This window comes from Clostridium thermobutyricum, from assembly GCF_000371465.1.
Lineage (GTDB): Bacteria > Bacillota > Clostridia > Clostridiales > Clostridiaceae > Clostridium > Clostridium thermobutyricum.
Window position 1 is genome coordinate 2,247,568 of sequence record NZ_KB850956.1, and the last position, 18,535, is coordinate 2,266,102.

At 28.2% G+C, this 18,535-nt stretch carries 17 protein-coding genes, 4 tRNA genes and 1 riboswitch; of the genes, 2 read left to right on the forward strand and 19 right to left on the reverse strand.

Annotated features, from left to right (window positions below; genetic code table 11):
* Positions 1-36: 36 nt before the first annotated feature.
* The 4 genes from hpf to recD2 all read right to left on the reverse strand — a co-directional run bounded on the left by hpf (position 37) and on the right by recD2 (position 4,965).
* A complete protein-coding gene (hpf, locus tag HMPREF1092_RS10465; RefSeq protein WP_002598649.1) occupies positions 37-567 on the reverse strand; it encodes a ribosome hibernation-promoting factor, HPF/YfiA family in 531 nt (176 codons plus the stop codon).
* Between the two features lie 487 nt (positions 568-1,054).
* Positions 1,055-1,693, reverse strand: coding sequence for a ComF family protein (locus HMPREF1092_RS10470; RefSeq protein WP_002598650.1), 639 nt, complete (start codon positions 1,691-1,693; stop codon positions 1,055-1,057).
* Positions 1,666-2,652 carry a hypothetical protein gene (locus tag HMPREF1092_RS10475; RefSeq protein ID WP_002598651.1) on the reverse strand — a complete coding sequence of 329 codons (987 nt, stop codon included), beginning with the start codon at positions 2,650-2,652 and terminating at the stop codon, positions 1,666-1,668. Before HMPREF1092_RS10475 ends, HMPREF1092_RS10470 begins: the two co-directional genes overlap by 28 nt.
* Before the next feature lie 78 nt (positions 2,653-2,730).
* Positions 2,731-4,965, reverse strand: a complete 2,235-nt coding sequence (gene recD2 / locus HMPREF1092_RS10480; RefSeq protein ID WP_002598652.1) for an SF1B family DNA helicase RecD2 — start codon at positions 4,963-4,965, stop codon at positions 2,731-2,733.
* 126 nt (positions 4,966-5,091) lie between these two features.
* Here recD2 and nagA point away from each other — a divergent pair, with 126 nt between their 5' ends.
* Positions 5,092-6,228 (forward strand): N-acetylglucosamine-6-phosphate deacetylase, encoded by a 1,137-nt coding sequence (nagA, locus tag HMPREF1092_RS10485; RefSeq protein ID WP_002598653.1) that lies wholly within the window; start codon positions 5,092-5,094, stop codon positions 6,226-6,228.
* Positions 6,229-6,255: 27 nt separating this feature from the next.
* On the opposite strand, the gene HMPREF1092_RS10490 is transcribed toward nagA, so the two are convergent.
* From HMPREF1092_RS10490 to HMPREF1092_RS10525, 8 genes are all read right to left on the reverse strand, one after another.
* Complete coding sequence (locus tag HMPREF1092_RS10490; protein WP_002598654.1) at positions 6,256-6,717, reverse strand: hypothetical protein; 462 nt, start codon at positions 6,715-6,717, stop codon at positions 6,256-6,258.
* A 116-nt stretch (positions 6,718-6,833) separates the two neighbouring features.
* Positions 6,834-7,676 (reverse strand): DegV family protein, encoded by an 843-nt coding sequence (locus HMPREF1092_RS10495; RefSeq protein WP_002598655.1) that lies wholly within the window; start codon positions 7,674-7,676, stop codon positions 6,834-6,836.
* Between the two features lie 274 nt (positions 7,677-7,950).
* Positions 7,951-9,129: a methionine adenosyltransferase gene (gene metK, locus HMPREF1092_RS10500; RefSeq protein WP_002598656.1), complete on the reverse strand. Its 1,179-nt coding sequence runs from the start codon at positions 9,127-9,129 to the stop codon at positions 7,951-7,953.
* Between the two features lie 82 nt (positions 9,130-9,211).
* Positions 9,212-9,327: riboswitch (SAM riboswitch) on the reverse strand.
* A 322-nt stretch (positions 9,328-9,649) separates the two neighbouring features.
* Positions 9,650-9,734, reverse strand: a tRNA-Tyr gene (locus HMPREF1092_RS10505).
* A 5-nt stretch (positions 9,735-9,739) separates the two neighbouring features.
* Positions 9,740-9,814: transfer RNA gene (locus HMPREF1092_RS10510), tRNA-Thr, on the reverse strand.
* 23 nt (positions 9,815-9,837) lie between these two features.
* Positions 9,838-9,913, reverse strand: a tRNA-Val gene (locus HMPREF1092_RS10515).
* 9 nt (positions 9,914-9,922) lie between these two features.
* A tRNA-Tyr gene (locus HMPREF1092_RS10520) sits at positions 9,923-10,007 on the reverse strand.
* Between the two features lie 169 nt (positions 10,008-10,176).
* Positions 10,177-10,683, reverse strand: a complete 507-nt coding sequence (locus HMPREF1092_RS10525) for a hypothetical protein (protein WP_002598657.1) — start codon at positions 10,681-10,683, stop codon at positions 10,177-10,179.
* A 105-nt stretch (positions 10,684-10,788) separates the two neighbouring features.
* On the opposite strand from HMPREF1092_RS10525, the gene yyaC reads away from it, so the two are divergent.
* Entirely contained in the window at positions 10,789-11,349 is a 561-nt protein-coding gene (yyaC, locus tag HMPREF1092_RS10530) for a spore protease YyaC (RefSeq protein ID WP_423219191.1), read from the forward strand.
* A gap of 304 nt (positions 11,350-11,653) precedes the next feature.
* Here yyaC and mreB read toward each other — a convergent pair whose 3' ends face one another.
* The 7 genes from mreB to HMPREF1092_RS10565 all read right to left on the reverse strand — a co-directional run bounded on the left by mreB (position 11,654) and on the right by HMPREF1092_RS10565 (position 18,407).
* A complete protein-coding gene (gene mreB, locus HMPREF1092_RS10535; RefSeq protein WP_002598659.1) occupies positions 11,654-12,694 on the reverse strand; it encodes a rod shape-determining protein MreB in 1,041 nt (346 codons plus the stop codon).
* Between the two features lie 91 nt (positions 12,695-12,785).
* Complete coding sequence (gene spoIIID / locus HMPREF1092_RS10540) at positions 12,786-13,037, reverse strand: sporulation transcriptional regulator SpoIIID (RefSeq protein WP_002598660.1); 252 nt, start codon at positions 13,035-13,037, stop codon at positions 12,786-12,788.
* Between the two features lie 86 nt (positions 13,038-13,123).
* Positions 13,124-13,852 (reverse strand): M23 family metallopeptidase, encoded by a 729-nt coding sequence (locus tag HMPREF1092_RS10545; protein WP_002598661.1) that lies wholly within the window; start codon positions 13,850-13,852, stop codon positions 13,124-13,126.
* A 131-nt stretch (positions 13,853-13,983) separates the two neighbouring features.
* Entirely contained in the window at positions 13,984-15,015 is a 1,032-nt protein-coding gene (spoIID, locus tag HMPREF1092_RS10550; RefSeq protein WP_002598662.1) for a stage II sporulation protein D, read from the reverse strand.
* A 122-nt stretch (positions 15,016-15,137) separates the two neighbouring features.
* On the reverse strand, positions 15,138-16,397 hold the full coding sequence (murA, locus tag HMPREF1092_RS10555) for a UDP-N-acetylglucosamine 1-carboxyvinyltransferase (protein WP_002598663.1): 1,260 nt from the start codon (positions 16,395-16,397) through the stop codon (positions 15,138-15,140).
* Between the two features lie 21 nt (positions 16,398-16,418).
* On the reverse strand, positions 16,419-17,021 hold the full coding sequence (locus tag HMPREF1092_RS16550) for a hypothetical protein (RefSeq protein WP_002598664.1): 603 nt from the start codon (positions 17,019-17,021) through the stop codon (positions 16,419-16,421).
* Between the two features lie 207 nt (positions 17,022-17,228).
* Entirely contained in the window at positions 17,229-18,407 is a 1,179-nt protein-coding gene (locus tag HMPREF1092_RS10565) for an acetyl-CoA C-acetyltransferase (RefSeq protein ID WP_002598665.1), read from the reverse strand.
* Positions 18,408-18,535: the final 128 nt, after the last annotated feature.

Sequence of the window (18,535 nt, forward strand, 5' to 3'; positions counted from 1 at the left end):
GCCCTGTAGAAATTTCTACAGAGCTTCTATTATTCTCTATTTATATTCTGGATCCAACAATCCATAATTTCCATCTTTTCTCTTATATAGAACACTAATATTATTTGTATCTGTATCTTGATACACAAAGAAATTATGTCCTAAAAGTTCCATTTGAAGTACTGCTTCCTCTGAACTCATTGGCTTTACAGCAAATGTTTTAGTTCTGACTATTTTTCCTTTAGTTTCTTCTACTTCTTCTAAATCAGTTGCTATTTCTGCAAATCTTAATGATTGGTTGTATTTTCTACTTAATTTAGTTTTTTGTTTTCTTATTTGTCTAACTAACTTTTCCTCAACCATATCTATTGACTTGTACATATCTTCTGTAGCCTCTTCAGCTCTTAACATTATTCCACTGAAAGGAATTGTGACCTCTACAATATGTCTGCTTTTTTGAACTGATATCGTAACTTTTGCATCTACTTCTTTTTCAAAGTATTTGTCTAACTTTGAAATTTTCTTCTCTATCACTTCTCTTAACGCAGGTGTTATCTCAATATTTTTTGACATTACTGTTACTTTCATAAAGTCCAGCCCCTTTCTATATTAGAACTAAATCTAACGACTTATTTTTAAAAGAAATATTATGTTTTCTTCTTGTCTATATTATATCATTTTTAATAATCGTTTTCAATAATTTTCTGAATTTACTGAATATTATTTTTTGCAACTTTAAATATAACTAAATATTTTATATATAAAAATCCAAAATTAAATTTTTTAGAAAATTTAATTTTACATATAAAAAAATAAGCATCACAAAACATAAAATTCTATGCTTTATGATACTTATTTTTTCATAAAGTTAGCTGACCTGGTTTTTGCCCCCACACTCGCCTACTGGAGATTTCGCTACCCGGAATTAACCTCTCACTACTAACCCTCTCAGATTTTCTGGTAGGACTTACTTCTATACCGCACCATGCTCACTAGAACTTTGCCTAGGTTACGTGGATCGTTTCGCCTGCGACTGGCATCGACTTTCAACCACAGACCTAACTTTACATTAATATTATATATCACTTTTCCCAATAGTCAATAATTTTATTTTATTAACACCACATTTTTTTAAAATTCTCTCACATTCTCTTATAGTTGCTCCAGTTGTTATAACATCATCTACTAAAACTATATTTTTTCCTTTTATTTTTTCTATATTTATAGCTTCAAAAGCATTTAAAATATTTTTTTCTCTTTGCTCTTTATTTAAAGTTTTTTGTGCTCTTATTTCTTTTACTTGTTTTAATGTTTCTAATACATCAACATTTAGCTTTTTACTAGCCTCTTTACATAAATATTCACATTGATTAAAGCCTCTAACTTTTAGCTTATTTTTACTTATAGGCACATATGTTAAAATATAATCTTTCTCTTCATTTTTTAATTTTTCAACTATAAAATCGCTTAGTAATTCTCCTGAATTAAAATTTTTTCTAAACTTAAAATCTAAAATAAGCTTTTTTAAAGTTGAATTATAATAAGCATAACTTATTTCATTTTCATTGCACCTTTTTATGTCTTTTCTGCATTTTTCGCAAATTCCTTCTATTTCCTCTTCTTCGCATACTAAACATAAATATTTTTTAGGATATATTACTTCAAATATTCCATCTTTTATGCCTTCTATAAACTTAAATAATGTTCCTCCCATAATTTCTTATTAAACTCTCTAGTTAGCTTGCTAGCTTTTTCTATCTCTTCAGTTATCTCTTTACAAACTAAAATAACTTCTGAAATATTATCATTATTAGTAGTTAATTTACCGCACATATAAAGTATTTTTTTATAATCTATTTTATCATTATCTGCAAATAGGGTTACTATACCATCTAACTGTGAGATTTTACAAACATCCTCCATATTATTAGTTATTATAAATATTGCCCTATCCTTTATATTTAAATCATTTTTATAGTTTTCAGCTTTTATAACTTTTACGCCTTCTATTTTAATTTCTTTCACATAATAATTATATAAATTTTCTATATCTTCATAGTAAGGTACAAAAAATGCTATTTTACTTTTTCTTTCTTTAAACCAAAGAATATAATCGTAAAGGCTATAAGGAATATCTTTATTTAAATCTATTCTTGTAGTTATTGTCCTAGGTTCTAAAAATCTATTAGTAATCTTAAAATTGCTAATATCTATTATTCTATTTACAAATGAACAGCTTTCAATTCCATATACTATAATTTTTTTAGAATGAATTCTGCATTTATTATATAAACTTTCTAATCCAAAAGAATTTATTTTAAAATAGGTTGAAATATCATCTATTATTACTAAATCATAATTTTTTATTATGTTGTATGTGTATTTGAAACTCATAAACACAAGATTTGAATTACTTAACCCATCTTTAGAATAAGATATTTTTTTCCCTTTTTCTAAACTTAGGCCTTTAACTATCTCAGAACTAACACCTTCATTTCCCCATAAATATAAAACTTTCCCGTCATTTTTTATAACTTTTCTTATAATATCTATAAAAATAGTATTACTTTGAAATGGTCTTCCATACATAAATAATAAATTTTCATTACTAGCTAGCCAAATTTCCATAGCTTTATTTAAATTTTTTAATTCTTTATTTACAGTTCTTTTCAAAGTACCCCTCCTATCTTTACATTACTATTCTAAAAATAAATTTATTTTATATATTAGTATTTTACTAAAACCGTAAAATTACTCTTCTACAAATTCATGTTGTGTTATCTCTTTTATCTTATGTTCTAAAGCTGAATATCTTTCCATACTTTTTGTATTTTTAACCATATAATTAAGAGCCTTTGGCATTCCAACTACTACAACTAATTTTTTAGCTCTAGTTATACCTGTATATAACAAATTTTTATTCATTAAAAGTGGTGAACCCATAAATGCTGGTATTATTACAACCTTAAATTCACTTCCTTGACTTTTATGGATAGTTATTGAATATGCAAGTTCTAATTCATCAACATATACATAATCATATTTTACTCTTCTTTCATCATCAAATATTACAACTATTGTTTTTTCTTCTTCATTTATAGTTTGAATAAAGCCCATATCTCCATTAAAAACACCAACGCCTTCTTCTTCACCTTCACCTGAAACTCTAGTCCATTTTAGAGAATAGTTATTTTTTGTTTGCATAACCTTATCACCTTCTCTAAAGGTAGTTTCTCTAACTTTCTTTTCTTTTTTATAATTTTCTTTAGGATTTAACACCTCTTGTATTTTTTCATTCATATTTTCAACTCCAAGTACCCCTTTTCTCATTGGAGTTAAAACCTGAATATCTCTTAATTTATCCCAATCTTTATTAAATTTAGGTAATCTCCTATTAACCAAATCTATTATTGTATTTAAAATATCCTCACTATTTTCACTTCTTATAAAATAAAAGTCATTTCCTTTTTTATTTAAATGAGGCATTTCTCCATTATTTATTCTGTGGGCATTTACTGTTATTAAACTTTCTGCTCCTTGCCTGAAAATCTCTCTTAATCTTATAACTTTAATAAATTCACTGTTTATTAGATCATTTAAAACATTTCCTGCTCCAACTGATGGAAGTTGGTCTACATCTCCCACTATTATAAGTCTTGTTCCAAGCTTTATTGCTTTAAGAAGGCTATTCATTAAATTTACATCTATCATTGATGCTTCATCTAATATTATTACATCACCTTCTAAAGGTTCTCCATCTCCTTTTAAAAATGTAGTTTTTTCTCCTTCTTCATCTGATACTCCCATTTCCAAAAGCCTATGAATAGTTTTAGCTTCTCTTCCAGTAGATTCAGACATTCTTTTAGCAGCTCTACCTGTTGGTGCTGCAAGAAGTACCTTTAAACCATTTTTCTCATAAATATCAATAATACATTTTATTATTGTTGTTTTACCTGTTCCAGGTCCTCCTGTTATTATTTCTATTCCTTCTGAAAATGCATTTAAAATAGCTTCTTTTTGCGAAGGAGCAAATGTTATTCCTTGACTTCTTTCAAACATTTTAACTTCATGTTCTACATCTGTATTTATAGTTTGGAAATTCTCTATTCCAAGCTCTATTATCTTTTTTGTTATACCAATTTCACTGTAATAAAACGGAAGAGAGAATACAGCTTCTACTCCATTTATCTTTTCAACTATAATTCCTTTTTCAAGATATAAATTATATATATTTTCTTCTATTAAGTCTTTTTTTACAACTAAAGTTTCTGAAGCTTCTTCAATTAATCTTTCCTTTGGCATATATGTATTTCCATTTGCACAAAATCTTCCTAAAACATAGTCAATTCCACTTTTTATTCTATAAGGAGATTCAGATATAACTCCCATATTCATTGCAATTTTATCAGCAGTTTTAAATCCTATTCCTGATATATCTTTGCATAATCTATAAGGGTTTTCTTTTATCAAATCTTTTGCTCTATCTCCATATTTTTTATAAAGCTTTATACATTGATTATTGCTAAGTCCATACTCAGTAAAAAATAATATTATATCTCTTAATCCTTTTTGTTCTTGATAAGAATCATATATTATTTTAAACTTTTTATCTCCAATTCCTTCTACTTCTTTTAATCTCTCTATATTATTATCTAATATATCTAAAGTTTCTTCTCCAAAATATTCAACTATTCTTTTTGCTGTTACAGGCCCTATTCCATAAATAACTCCTGCACTTAAGTATCTTTCAATACCATCTTTAGATGTTGGAAGTATTTCTTCAAATTCCTCTATTTTAAACTGTTTTCCAAATTGCTTGTGAATAATCCATTCTCCAGTTAACTTTACACTTTGACCTTCTTTAGCAAAAGGCACAGCTCCAGTAGCTGTAATAGTTTGATTATTAACATTTACCTTTAGAACTGTATAACCAGAATCTTCACTTTTGAATACTATACCTTCTACTAAACCAACTATAGTTTCCATTTTTTCTCTCCAAATCTTGCCTTAGTTATTTTTATTTTCAATTATATATTATATAATTATATCATAAGACATTTAAGTAAAATTATTTATGTCTGCTAAACTATTTAAAATTTTGGAGGTGTTTTAATGTTAATAGAAAATTGTAATATAATTTTCCTAGATAGAATTGAAAAAGGTTCAGTTTTAATCGAAAATGGAAAAATAAAAGAAATTAACCCTAAGAATGTAACTGATTCAGAAGTTATAGATGCAAAAGGTATGTATTTATCTCCTGGTTTTATTGATGTTCATATTCACGGTGCTGGTGGACATGATACAATGGATGGAACATTTGAAGCTATAAATGAAATATCAAAAACAATATGTAAATTTGGTACAACTTCTTTTACTCCAACTACAATGACTGTTGCAGTTGAAGATATAAAACAATCAATGAAAGTTATAAAAGAAGCTAAAGAAAATGGTACAGATGGTGCAAATGTTCTTGGAGCTCACCTTGAAGGACCATTTATAAGTCCTAAAGCTATAGGTGCTCAAAATCCAAATTTCTTACAAGTTCCTTCAATAGCTACTTATGAAAAAATGGTTGGAGATTGTGCTGATGCTGTAGTTTCTATTACTATTGCTCCAGAAGTTAATGGTGCTAAAGAACTTATAGAATATTTAAGTAAAAAAGGTGTTGTTTGCTCAATAGGTCACACTAAAGCTAATTACGAACAAGCTATGGAAGGAATAAAATGTGGTTGTTCACATGCAACACATCTTTTCAACGCAATGACAGGGTTTGCTCATAGAGAACCTGGAGTAGTTGGAGCTGTTTTCGATTCAGATATAACAACTGAAACTATCTCTGATGGAATTCACATATCATTTCCATCATTAAGAGTTGCTTATAAACAAAAAGGAACAGATAAAGTTCTTCTTGTAACTGATGCTATGATGGCTTGCGGAATGCCTGATGGAAAATATTCTTTAGGTGGACAAGATGTTTTTGTTAAAGAAGGAGCAGCAAGACTTGAAGCTGGTTCTTTAGCAGGTTCAATCTTAACACTAGATAAAGCAGTAAGAAATGTTTATAAAAATTCAGATTATCCATTATATGAAGTAGTTAAAATGGCTACTTATAACGGAGCTAGACACTGTAAAGTTGAAGATAAAAAAGGACAAATAAAAGAAGGATTAGACGCAGATTTAATTTTATTTGATGAAGACATAAATGTAAAAAAAGTAATAATAAACGGAAAAATTATACACGAAGTTTAAAAAAGAGGATGTACTACATCCTCTTTGTTATTTAAATAACATTACTAATCCTAATATTATAGCTAATAATATAATAGCAATTCCTATAACTTTATAATCATTATATTTATTATCTTTTTCTAATTGATAATCATACTTATCTTGATTACCTTCTTCTAATTCATATTCTATTGGCTCTTTATCTTTTTCTTCTGAAGTTTCTTTAACTTTAGAATCATTTTCATTAATCTCAGTTTCTTTTTCTATTAACTCTTCTTCAATGTATTCATTTTTTTCTTCTACTTCTTTTAATTCTCCACCATAAACTTCATCAACTTCTATATTTTTTATTTCTACATCTTTAACCTTTTCTAATTCAACTTTGTCCTTTATATCATCTCGTAATTTTTCCTCTTCAGTATTTATATTTTCTTCTTTAAAATCTAATTCGCAAAATGGACATGAGTCCAAATCATCTTCTATTAAGTTTTTACACCTCTTACATAACATAAGCTTTCCTCCTAGATAATTATATGGAAATCTAATATATTATATTTAAAAGCTATACCTATTGCTACATAAAAAAAACTATAAAAGCTTTTAAATGTGCTTTTATAGTCTTAAAATTAATAATTAAAAAAGAAAATTCCTACTCCAGTTAATCCAACATGACTTCCTAAAACACTTCCTATTTTATTTATCATAAATTCTTTTTCTCCAAACCTTTGTGTTATACCTTTCTTAATATCATCAACAATAGATAAATCTTCAGCATAACTAATCCCTATTAAATTATTATTTTTTATCCCTCTCTCTTCTAAAATATCTAAGATATAATTTATAGTTTTCTTTTTTCCTCTTATAGATTTTACAACATTTACTTCTCCATCTTTAAGATCTAAAACTGGTTTTATATCTAACATAGTTCCAACAAATCCTTTTGTTTTTCCTATTCTTCCACCTTTAACAAGCCAATTTAAATCACCTAAAGTAAGGATATGTTCTATATGAGTTATTTTTTCATTTAATCTCTCTAATATTTCAAAAAATCCTAAATTTTCTTTGTTCATTTTTATACATTCTAAAACTAAAAGCCCTATAGCCGTAGAACCTGATTTAGTGTCTATTATTTCCATATTAATACTTTTATATTTCTCTTTAAATTCATTTAATATACTTTTTCCTAAATCATGAGTTCCTGAAAGCTTACTTGAAAATGCAAGATAAATAAAATCTTCTCCATTTTCACACATCTCCTCAAAAACTTCATAAAAACTTACTGGTGATACTTGAGAAGTTTTAGGAACAACTCCCTTTCTCATATATTCATATACTTCTTCTAATTCTATAGTAACTCTATCATAATATTCTTTATCTTCAATTAGAACTTTAAGTGGTAAAACTTTAATATCATATTGTTCTATAATTTCTATTGGTAAATCGCATGTACTATCTACTATTATCCTCATAATAATTCCCCTTTTTCTAATCTCCTTTTTCCATTATATAACATTTAATTATATTTATATATCTAAATTTTTATAATTTCTGTAATAATTAAATAAATTTATCTTTACTTAATTATTATATTCATTGTAAATTTATTTAATTATTTAAGGATTATATTCCCAAGTTCTTATTTGAAGCAAATATACATTTTATTTATAAAAAAGACTCTTTCATTTTAGAAAAAGTCTTTTTTACAAAAATAAAAGGAGTTGAATAAATCAACTCCTTTTATAATTATTTCATTAATGCTTTTATTTCTTCTACTTTTGATAATTCTTCCCATGGAAGTTTAACATCAGTTCTACCAAAGTGTCCGTAAGCAGCAGTTTGTTTGTAGATTGGTCTTCTTAAGTCTAAGTCTCTTATTATAGCACCTGGTCTTAAGTCAAATACTTTTTCTACTATTGAAACGATTTGTTCATCTGATATTTTACCAGTTTTGAATGTTTCAACTCCGATTGAAACTGGTTTAGCAACACCTATAGCATAAGCTAATTGTATTTCTAATTTATCTGCAACACCAGCAGCAACTAAGTTTTTAGCAACCCATCTTGCAGCGTAAGCAGCTGATCTATCAACTTTAGTTGAGTCTTTTCCTGAGAAAGCTCCACCACCGTGTCTTCCCATTCCACCGTAAGTATCAACTATGATTTTTCTTCCTGTTAATCCACTATCTCCTTGTGGTCCACCAACAACAAATCTTCCAGTTGGGTTTATGAAGTATTTAGTTTCTGCATCTAATAATTCTGATGGAATTACAGCATTTATTACATGTTCTCTTATGTCAGTTTGAATTTGTTCTAAAGTTACTTTGTCACTGTGTTGAGTTGAAATAACTATAGTATCAATTCTTACAGGTTTTTCATCTTCATATTCAACAGTAACTTGAGTTTTACCATCTGGTCTTAAGTATGAAAGAGTTCCATTTTTTCTTACTTCAGTAAGTCTTCTTGAAAGTCTGTGAGCCATAGCGATTGGAGTTGGCATATATTCTTCAGTTTCGTTTGTAGCGAATCCGAACATCATTCCTTGGTCTCCAGCACCTACTGCTTCAACTTCATCTTTTTGACCTTCTTTTGATTCAAGAGCTTCATCAACTCCCATAGCGATATCAGCACTTTGTTCATCTATTGTAGTCATAACTGCACAAGTATCACAGTCAAATCCATATTTAGCTCTATCATATCCAATTTCTCTTATTGTTTCTCTTACAACCTTTGGAATATCAACGTAACAGTTAGTTGTTATTTCTCCCATTACCATTACCATTCCAGTAGTTACAGCTGTTTCGCAAGCAACTCTTGCGTTAGGATCTTTTGCTAAAATTGAATCTAATACTGAATCTGAAATTTGGTCACAGATTTTATCTGGATGCCCTTCAGTAACTGATTCTGATGTGAATAATCTTCTCATATCATTATTCTCCTTTCAAATCTATAAAAATTTTTTTATAATAAAAAAACTCTTCGATAAGAAGAGAACTAGTTGCCTATTCTTCTCATCTTGTAGATAAAATCTACAGGAATTAGCACCACACATATTAATTAAAATTAATTACTGTAGGTTGCTGGGTTTCACAGGGCCATTTCCCTCCACCTCTCTTGATAAGAGTTTAGTTATTTAATTTGCTTTATTTTCTTTGAAAATTGTAACACACTAAAATATAATAAGTCAACACATTATATATTTAATAAAATTTTATTTGAAAATATGAATTTTTTCTTAAGCAAGATAAACATAGAATATATCTTAGTAGTCAGTTTTTAACATTTATTTCATTTATATATTTTTAATGTTTTTAATATTTTCTCTTTAATATACAGTTTGTAATTTCTTAAATTTATTCACTATATCTATTATTATTACTATAATAATATTATTACATTTATTTAAAAATTCTAATAAAAAAAACGCTAAGATATTTCTTAGCGTTTGGTGGTGGGAGAAGGATTCGAACCTTCGAAGCAAGTTGCAACAGATTTACAGTCTGCCCCCTTTGGCCACTCGGGAACCCCACCTTATTTGGAGCTGGCAATAGGAATCGAACCTACAACCTGCTGATTACAAGTCAGCTGCTCTACCGTTGAGCCATGCCAGCGCACGTTTTCATTTTATTTTTAATGGTGGTCACAACAGGGATCGAACCTGTGACCCCCTGCTTGTAAGGCAGGTGCTCTCCCAGCTGAGCTATGCGACCTTAATTAAATGGTGGTGGGAGAAGGATTCGAACCTTCGAAGCAAGTTGCAACAGATTTACAGTCTGCCCCCTTTGGCCACTCGGGAACCCCACCAAAATTTATTTAATTTACGGAAGACCAACGTCCAACCGACAATAGTTAGTATATATTCATAAAGGATTATTTTCAACCTTTAAATTAGGCTATTTAACAAAATTATCATTATTTTTCTATGTTTTTCTCCAATTACTTAACTTTTATACTTATATGTGATTTATTTCCCTTATTTATATTTGCCAATGATTTCAAAAAATAACTTGCTATCCTCTAATAACAATCTTTCGCTTATTAAAGCTTTAACACTGTTTAAATCTCCACTTAATATTCCTTCTTCTATTTTCATCAAATCTATTGTAGATAATCCACTCAATAATTTATCTACATTTTTTTTATCTTCAATAGACATATTTTCATTTATCTTTTTTACAATCAATTTGTTATTTTCTTTTTCTTCTAATTTCTTAGCTCTTTCCTCTTCTGCTTTTTTGGACTCCTCTTCAATCTTTTTAGCTTTTTCTTTTTTTAAATCTTTTTCTATTTTATCTTGTTCTTTTTTAGAGTCATCTAATTCTTTTCCTACATTTGTATTATCTTTCATATTATTATCAGTTTCAATAACATTTGAAGTGTTTATTGCTTGATTATTTTTTTCAGTTGGTTGCCACCAAACTAAAAAATACATAGTTAAACTCGTCATTATAAAAATCATAAAAACTAATATCTTCTTCATTATTATATCACCTCTTATTTGAATTAATGTCCACTTTAAAGAATTTTATTCAAACATAAGCTTTTTCGTATATATACAAACTCTAGTGAATATATTATCTAGGGGGTGAAATCTTTGAAAAAAATAATTCCTTTTAATTATCCAACTGCTACTAATTTAATTGGTGAATATTTAAAAGAACATATAAAAGAAAATCTCGTTATAGTATGTATTGGAACTGACAAATTTATAGGTGATGCTTTAGGTCCTATAGTTGGAAGTATTCTTAAATTCAACAATTTCCCTTATCCAGTATATGGAACTTTACATGAACCAATACATGCCCTAAATTTAAATAAATTTCTTTCCTCAATAAATGAAAAACATCAAAGCTCTTACATAATAGCAATTGATGCATGCTTGGGTACTAATGTTGGTGATATATGTATTAGAGATCATCCAATTTATCCGGGAAAAGGTGTTGGCAAAATTTTAAAAGAAGTAGGAGATATATCTATAGTAGGTATAGTTTCTAAAGGTGATTCTAATAATTTTTTAACTTCTAATTCTATTAGACTTTCATTTATATATGATTTAGCTTGTATAATTGCTAAAGGAATTCTAAACGCATACAATTATAATCTTTCCGATATTTTAATAAAAGAATTATACTCAGATGATATATAATAATTAACATTTATATTGGTGTTATATAGTAATTAAATTTTATACTATTTAATTACTATACGCCTTATAAAAATTACTAAATGTCTAGTATAATGAATGATATTTTTCAAATAATATTATTAATAATTTAACCTAAATAATATTTCATAACCTATTTATATTTATTAATTTTAAATCAATATAAATACCTTTAATAAATTTAATCTATAAACTATGTCCTAAATAGTATTTTTATATTAAAAGATATTATAAATTTTATTTCTTCTTAATTTTTAATAAAAAAATAAGTGCTAAAAAGCACTTATTAATCAATTAATATAACTTCTCCATTATTTACTGAAGTATCTAATTTATCTATGTATCCTAAAACCATTCCGGTTCCTTCAGCAACAGCCTCAACGGAGTTTTCTGCTATTTTAACTTCTAATCCAGTTTCTTTTTGAATTAGTTTATCTAAACCATGTATTAAAGAACCACCACCAGTCATTAAAATTCCTTGCTCTATTATATCAGCAACTATTTCTGGTGGAGTTTTTTCTAATACTCCTTTGACTCCTTCAATTATAAGGTTTATTGGCTCTTTTAAAGATTCTCTTATTTCAGCCGAAGTTACAGATAAGTTATCTGGAAGTCCTGTTAACATATTTCTTCCTCTAACAACTGCTTTTGAATCATTATCATCTTCATATACTGATCCAATAGAAATCTTTAACTCTTCAGCAGTTTTCTCACCAATCATCAATTTATATTTATTTCTTATATATCTAATGATTGCCTCATCAAATTTATCTCCAGCAGACTTTATTGATGTTCTTATAACAATCCCTCCTAAGGAAATAACAGCTATATCGCATGTACCACCACCAATATCAACTATCATGCAACCATTTGGTTTTGTTATATCTAATCCAGCACCTATTGCCGCTGCTAAAGGTTCTTCTATAAGATGTACTTCTTTTGCACCTGAATTTCTTGCAGCATCTATAACAGCTCTCTTTTCTACTTCTGTTGCCATAGATGGTATACAAATCATAACTTTAGGTGTTGTAATTTTTTTATTGCCACAAACTTTATTTATAAGTTCTTGTAACATTTTTTCTGTAACATCATAATCAGATATAACTCCATCTTTTAATGGTCTAACTGCAACTATATTCCCTGGAGTTCTTCCTATCATTTTTCTAGCTTCTTCTCCAACTGCCAATACTTTACCAGTATTTTTGTTCATAGCAACTACAGAGGGCTCTTTTAATACTATTCCTTTGCCCTTCATATATACTAGAACAGTAGCAGTTCCTAAATCTATTCCTAGATCATTACCTCTATTCCATTTCCAAAACCACATCACTATTCCACCCTTTTCTTTTTTTTGAAAAAATTCTATTTTTTTCTACTTATACTTTAAATTATATATGGAATAGCTTATTCTTTCAACATTATTCAGCAGTTTTATACTTCATTTTAGTAGCTTTTCCACCTCTTATATGTCGTTCTGATTTATTAATTTCTAAAACAGTATGAGTTTGTTCAGCTATTGCAGGGTTTATCTTTGGTAGTCTTTCTGTCATATCCTTATGGATTGTACTTTTACTAACCCCAAAAACTTTTGCAGTTTTTCTTATTGTTGCTTTTGAATCAATTATATATTGTGCAACTTCTAATACCCTTTCTTCAATATAGTCTTTCATTTTGTACCTCCTTAGAGAATTCATCATTGTTATTAGTATTTTTATTAATCAGCCATTTTATTCAAATGACTGATTAATTTGATAACTTACTTTTTAAATGAAAAGTATTTTCCTGGATCAATTTCTTTATATTCTTTATCTTTAAGTTCATACATTCTTATGTGTAAAAATTCACATTTTAATGAAGCACCTAAACTTTGAGCTGTTTTACCAACTTTTCCTATAACTTGACCTTTTGTTACGTTATCACCTTTTTTTACTTTTAAGTTTGTATCTAAGTTACAGTATTCTGTTTTAACTCCATTTGTATGCTTAATTACTACAGTAGTCCCAAACATTACGTCATTATTTTTAACTTCATCAACTACTCCAGCTTCACCAGCTTTTACTTCTGTACCAATTTTTGCAGCAACAGAAATACCACCATACATTTCACTTCTCATTTTGTCTCCTGAGATTATCGCATCATCATAACCTTTGACAATCTTACCTTCAACAGGATTTATAAAAGAAAGTTTTGGTGTACTTACTGGTTTAGTAGAATCTGCTTTTTCCTTTTCAACTCTTTCTGAGTTCTCCATAGCTTGTGAGTTTGCTATATCATTTGGAACATCTAAGCTAACTTCTTTTTCTACTGGTTCTTTAGCCTCATTTCCTTTATCTGCATTTACACCTTTTAAAGCCACTATTCCTGAAATAAGAATTACACATATACCAGTAAATATAGCTATGTATAAGCCTTCTTTTTTACTGATTGAGCTATTTCTAAAGAATCCTTTTATTTTATTAGTTATTTCTTTGATTTTTTGTTTCATTAAATCAACACCTCCTAATTTAAATTGTGTCCTTTTTTTACATTTTTAATCATTTAATCTATTTTTTACATAAATTAAGCAAATAAAAAGGTGATATTTGAGTATTCTCCCAAATATCACCTTTTTATACACTATTTATATTTAATTTTTTTAATTTCTACTCCACTATAATAATGCTTTAGTATTTCATCATATTTTTTTCCTTCTTTAGCCATTACATTAGCTCCCCATTGGCTCATTCCAACTCCATGCCCACTTCCTTTTGTTTTTATTTTTACTTTATCTTTAAAAAATTCTAGTTCACAATTTGCTGAACTTAAATCATATAATTTTCTGAATTCAGTCCCTTTTATAATCGCTTGTCCTATTTGTATTTTTTCTATAGATCCACCTTCTGTTCTTCCTAACACTTTTACATTAGATTGTACATTTGATGAACTAATATTAGCTCCATAAGTTTTATTAGCTAAACTTGCAAATTGTAAATTTGTAATTTCTTTTTCTCCTGTAAACTTAGGAGAAATCTCTTCTCCTTTACTTTCTATAGATTTTAAATAAGGAACAGCTGAAACAAAAACATCCTCAGAATTTTCTGTTTTTCCAGAGCTAGTTGAGAAAAATTGTGGATACTTTATTATTTCGCCATTATAAGCTAATACTTTTCCTTCTGTTTCTTTAACTGCTTTTTCTATTTTTTTATAATTACTATCTGCTACTTTTTTGTCCCATTGAGACTTCCTCTCTTTTTTATTCATGTAAACTTGGCAATGTATTGTATCACATATATCTCCATTTTTAGCTATATCACACTTTTCTTCTCTTTTAGTAAAATAATAGGTTCTCGCTGCTACAGCTTGTGCTTTTAAAGCTTCCTCTTCAAAACTTATTGGCATCTCTCCTGAAACTACTCCTATTATATAATCCTCTAAATCTATTTTTTCTGTTTTTCCTGTATTGCTTCTATATACTTCTAGTTTTTTATTACCTTCTACTGTTATATAAGGATTAGTCTTTTGTGAAATAGTAGTTCCTTCTTCATTTAAATTATCTATGTCTATACTTTTTCCTAGCAGTAATTTAGGTAATATTATTAAACAAACTACTATAACTAAAGTTGTTACTCCTATAGTCATTAAATTTTCTCTAAGGTCTTTACTATTCATAAAACCACCTCCAAACTTCATACATCTATATATATGTCCTTTTTAATTATTTATTCTTACCTTTGATAATTTTATGTAAAGCAAAAAAAACTAGTACAGCTTATAAACAGCTGTACTAGGCTTTATATAGTAACTCTTTCTATATTAACTCCAAGCTTTCTAAATTTTTCTTCTATATTTTTATATCCTCTATCAATGTGATGTATTTCTCCAACTCTAGTTTCTCCTTCTGCCACTAATCCTGCTAATATAAGAGCTGCACCTGCTCTTAAATCAGTTGAATTAACATCACATCCTGTTAATTTAGTGCATCCTTCTATAACAGCAGTTCTTCCATCAATCTTTATGTTTGCACCCATTCTTAATAGCTCTGGTACATGCATAAATCTATTTTCAAATACTGTTTCTGTTATTAAACTTGTTCCTTTTATAGTTGATAATAATGCCATCATTTGTGGTTGCATATCTGTTGGAAATCCTGGATGTGGTAGGGTTTTTATATCCGCTGTAGATTTGTCATATCGACCATCTACTATTATTCCATTTTCTTCTTCTGTAACTACAACTCCACATTCTTTTAATTTTTCTATTATAGGCATTAGATGTTCTTCATTTACATCATTAATTTTTATCATACTATTTGTAATGGCTGCTGCAACCATGAAAGTTCCAGCTTCTATCCTATCATAAATAGGTTGATGAGTAATTCCATGTAAATTTTGAACTCCTTTTATTATAATTTTTCTTGCTCCACCACCATAAATATCAGCTCCCATTTTATTTAAGAAATTAATTAAATCCCAAATTTCTGGTTCATCTGCTGCATTTTCTATTATTGTAGTTCCTTTTGCTAAAACTGATGCCATAATTATATTTTCTGTAGCTCCCACTGATGGAAAGTCTAAATAAATTCTATTTCCTATAAGTTTTTTAGCAGTTGCTTCTATATAACCATGACCTTGTTTTATATTTGCTCCTAGAGCCTTAAATCCTTTTAAATGAAGCTCTATTGGTCTACTCCCTATGTTACATCCACCTGGAAGAGATATTTTACATCTTCCAAATCTAGCAAGCATAGGTCCCATTATAAGAAATGAAGCTCTCATCTTTCTAACTAATTCATTAGTTTCTTCTAACGGATTTATATTATAAGAATTTATAACTAGATCATTTGTTATTTCTGAATATTCAACTTCACTGTTTAATTCTCTTAATAAGCTAGTTATAACTTGAACATCTTCAAGCATTTTTACATTTTTCAAAACTATCTTTTCAGGACACAATATGCATCCAGCTATAATTGGTAAAACTGAATTTTTAGCTGAACTTATATCTACTTCACCTTTTAATTCCTTTGTTTCTTTTACAATTATTTTTTCCATATTTTCCTCCATAATAAATTTTTAGTATGTTGTAAATATTACTGGAGTTCCAATTATAAGTTGTAGCCCTGTATCATAATTGACTAACCCAAAATTCACATTTTCTTTACCTAACTTTATATTTCCTGTATACCCATTTTCAATTTTTAAAATTTTTGCATTTTTAGATTCTATTTTTTTTAGTATATCATCAATATTTCCGTTAAAGCTTCCTTTATAAAACTCAAAATATTCATATTTACTTGAATGTTTATCTATTATTTTATTAAGTTCTTCTTTTATATCTTCTGTTAGAATACTTTTATCTTTATTTATAACTGTAGAACATACATAAACCATTGAACCCTCTTGCCAAACTCTAATTTCTATATGAATCTTTCCATATAAATATAAGTTGTTATTTTGTTCATCAATATTATAATTACTACCTAAAATTTCTTTAATTTTTTCTTTTTCTTCTTCTACAGTTAAATTAGAAATATATTCTAGTCTAACCCCATTTTCTATAAATTCTGTTCCATTCATTGTTTCTTTCTTAACTATATAATATGAATCTTCTTTATAACCACCTAAGCCTATAATACTAAGGACAACTAAAAGAAGAATTATAACTTTTTTAAACATTATATTCCCCTACCTTTCCTCTTAATTATTGTCCTTTTTGTATTTTTTATACATTTTTTACATTGTTTTTATATTTTAATATATCCTTATTTTTATTATTTTGTTACTATTTAAATCTACTTCACAAAATTCTATATTTTATTTTTTACATAAAAAAAGATGCATTGTAAAAATACAATGCATCTTAAAATTTATATATTTTAATTATTATCTTTCAACTATTACAGCAGTTCCTAGTCCACCACCAATACATAAAGTAGCTAGACCTCTCTTAGAATCTCTTTTTTCCATTTCATGTAATAATGTTACTAATATTCTAGCTCCTGATGCTCCAACTGGGTGTCCTAAAGCTATAGCTCCACCATTTACGTTAACTTTGCTCATATCGAATTTTAAATCTCTAGCAACAGCTATACTTTGAGCTGCGAATGCTTCATTAGCTTCGATTAAGTCTAAGTCTTTAACTTCTAAGTTAGCTTTTTCTAAAGCAACTTTAGTTGCATGGAATGGTCCGTATCCCATTATTGCTGGATCTAATCCTTTTGAACCATATGAAGTAATTTTAGCCATTACTTTTATTCCTAATTCTTCAGCTTTTTCAGCGCTCATGATTACGAAAGCAGCAGCTCCATCATTGATTCCTGAAGCATTACCAGCAGTAACTGTACCATCTTTTTTGAATGCAGGTCTTAATTTTCCTAATCCTTCTAAAGTTGAACCGAATCTTGGGAATTCATCAGTATCAAATACTTTTGGTTCACCTTTTCTTTGTGGAATTACAACTGGTACTATTTCATCTTTAAATCTTCCTGATTTTATAGCAGCTTCTGCTTTGTTTTGAGAATTTACTGCGAAGTTATCTTGATCTTCTCTAGTTATTCCCCATCTTTCAGCAATGTTTTCAGCTGTTATACCCATATGGTAATTGTTAAATGCATCCCATAATGCATCATTTATCATAGAGTCAACCATTTTTCCGTCTCCCATTCTTTGACCCCATCTTGAACTTTTTAATACATATGGAGCTTGAGACATGCTTTCCATACCACCAGCTACGATTATATCAGAATCTCCAGCTTTGATCATTTGAGCTGCTAAACTAACTGCTCTTAATCCTGAACCACAAACTTTGTTTATTGTCATTGCAGAAGTTTCAACTGGTAAACCAGCTTTTAGAGTTGCTTGTCTAGCTGTGTTTTGTCCTAATCCAGCTTGGATTACATTTCCCATTATTACTTCTTCTACTAATTCAGGTTTTATTCCAGCTTTTTCAACTGCAGCTTTTATAACAGTTGCTCCTAAATCAACAGCTGGAACATCTTTTAATGAACCTCCAAATGAACCTAATGCTGTTCTTACAGCACTAACTATTACTACGTCTCTCATCTTAATAACCTCCAATTTATATATAATAAAATATTTTTGCTTTTAAACCTTTGTTAAACTCTTAACATACTTTTATTATAACCATTCTTGGAAGATTAATCAATAGTTTTTTGTTAAAACTTAGACAA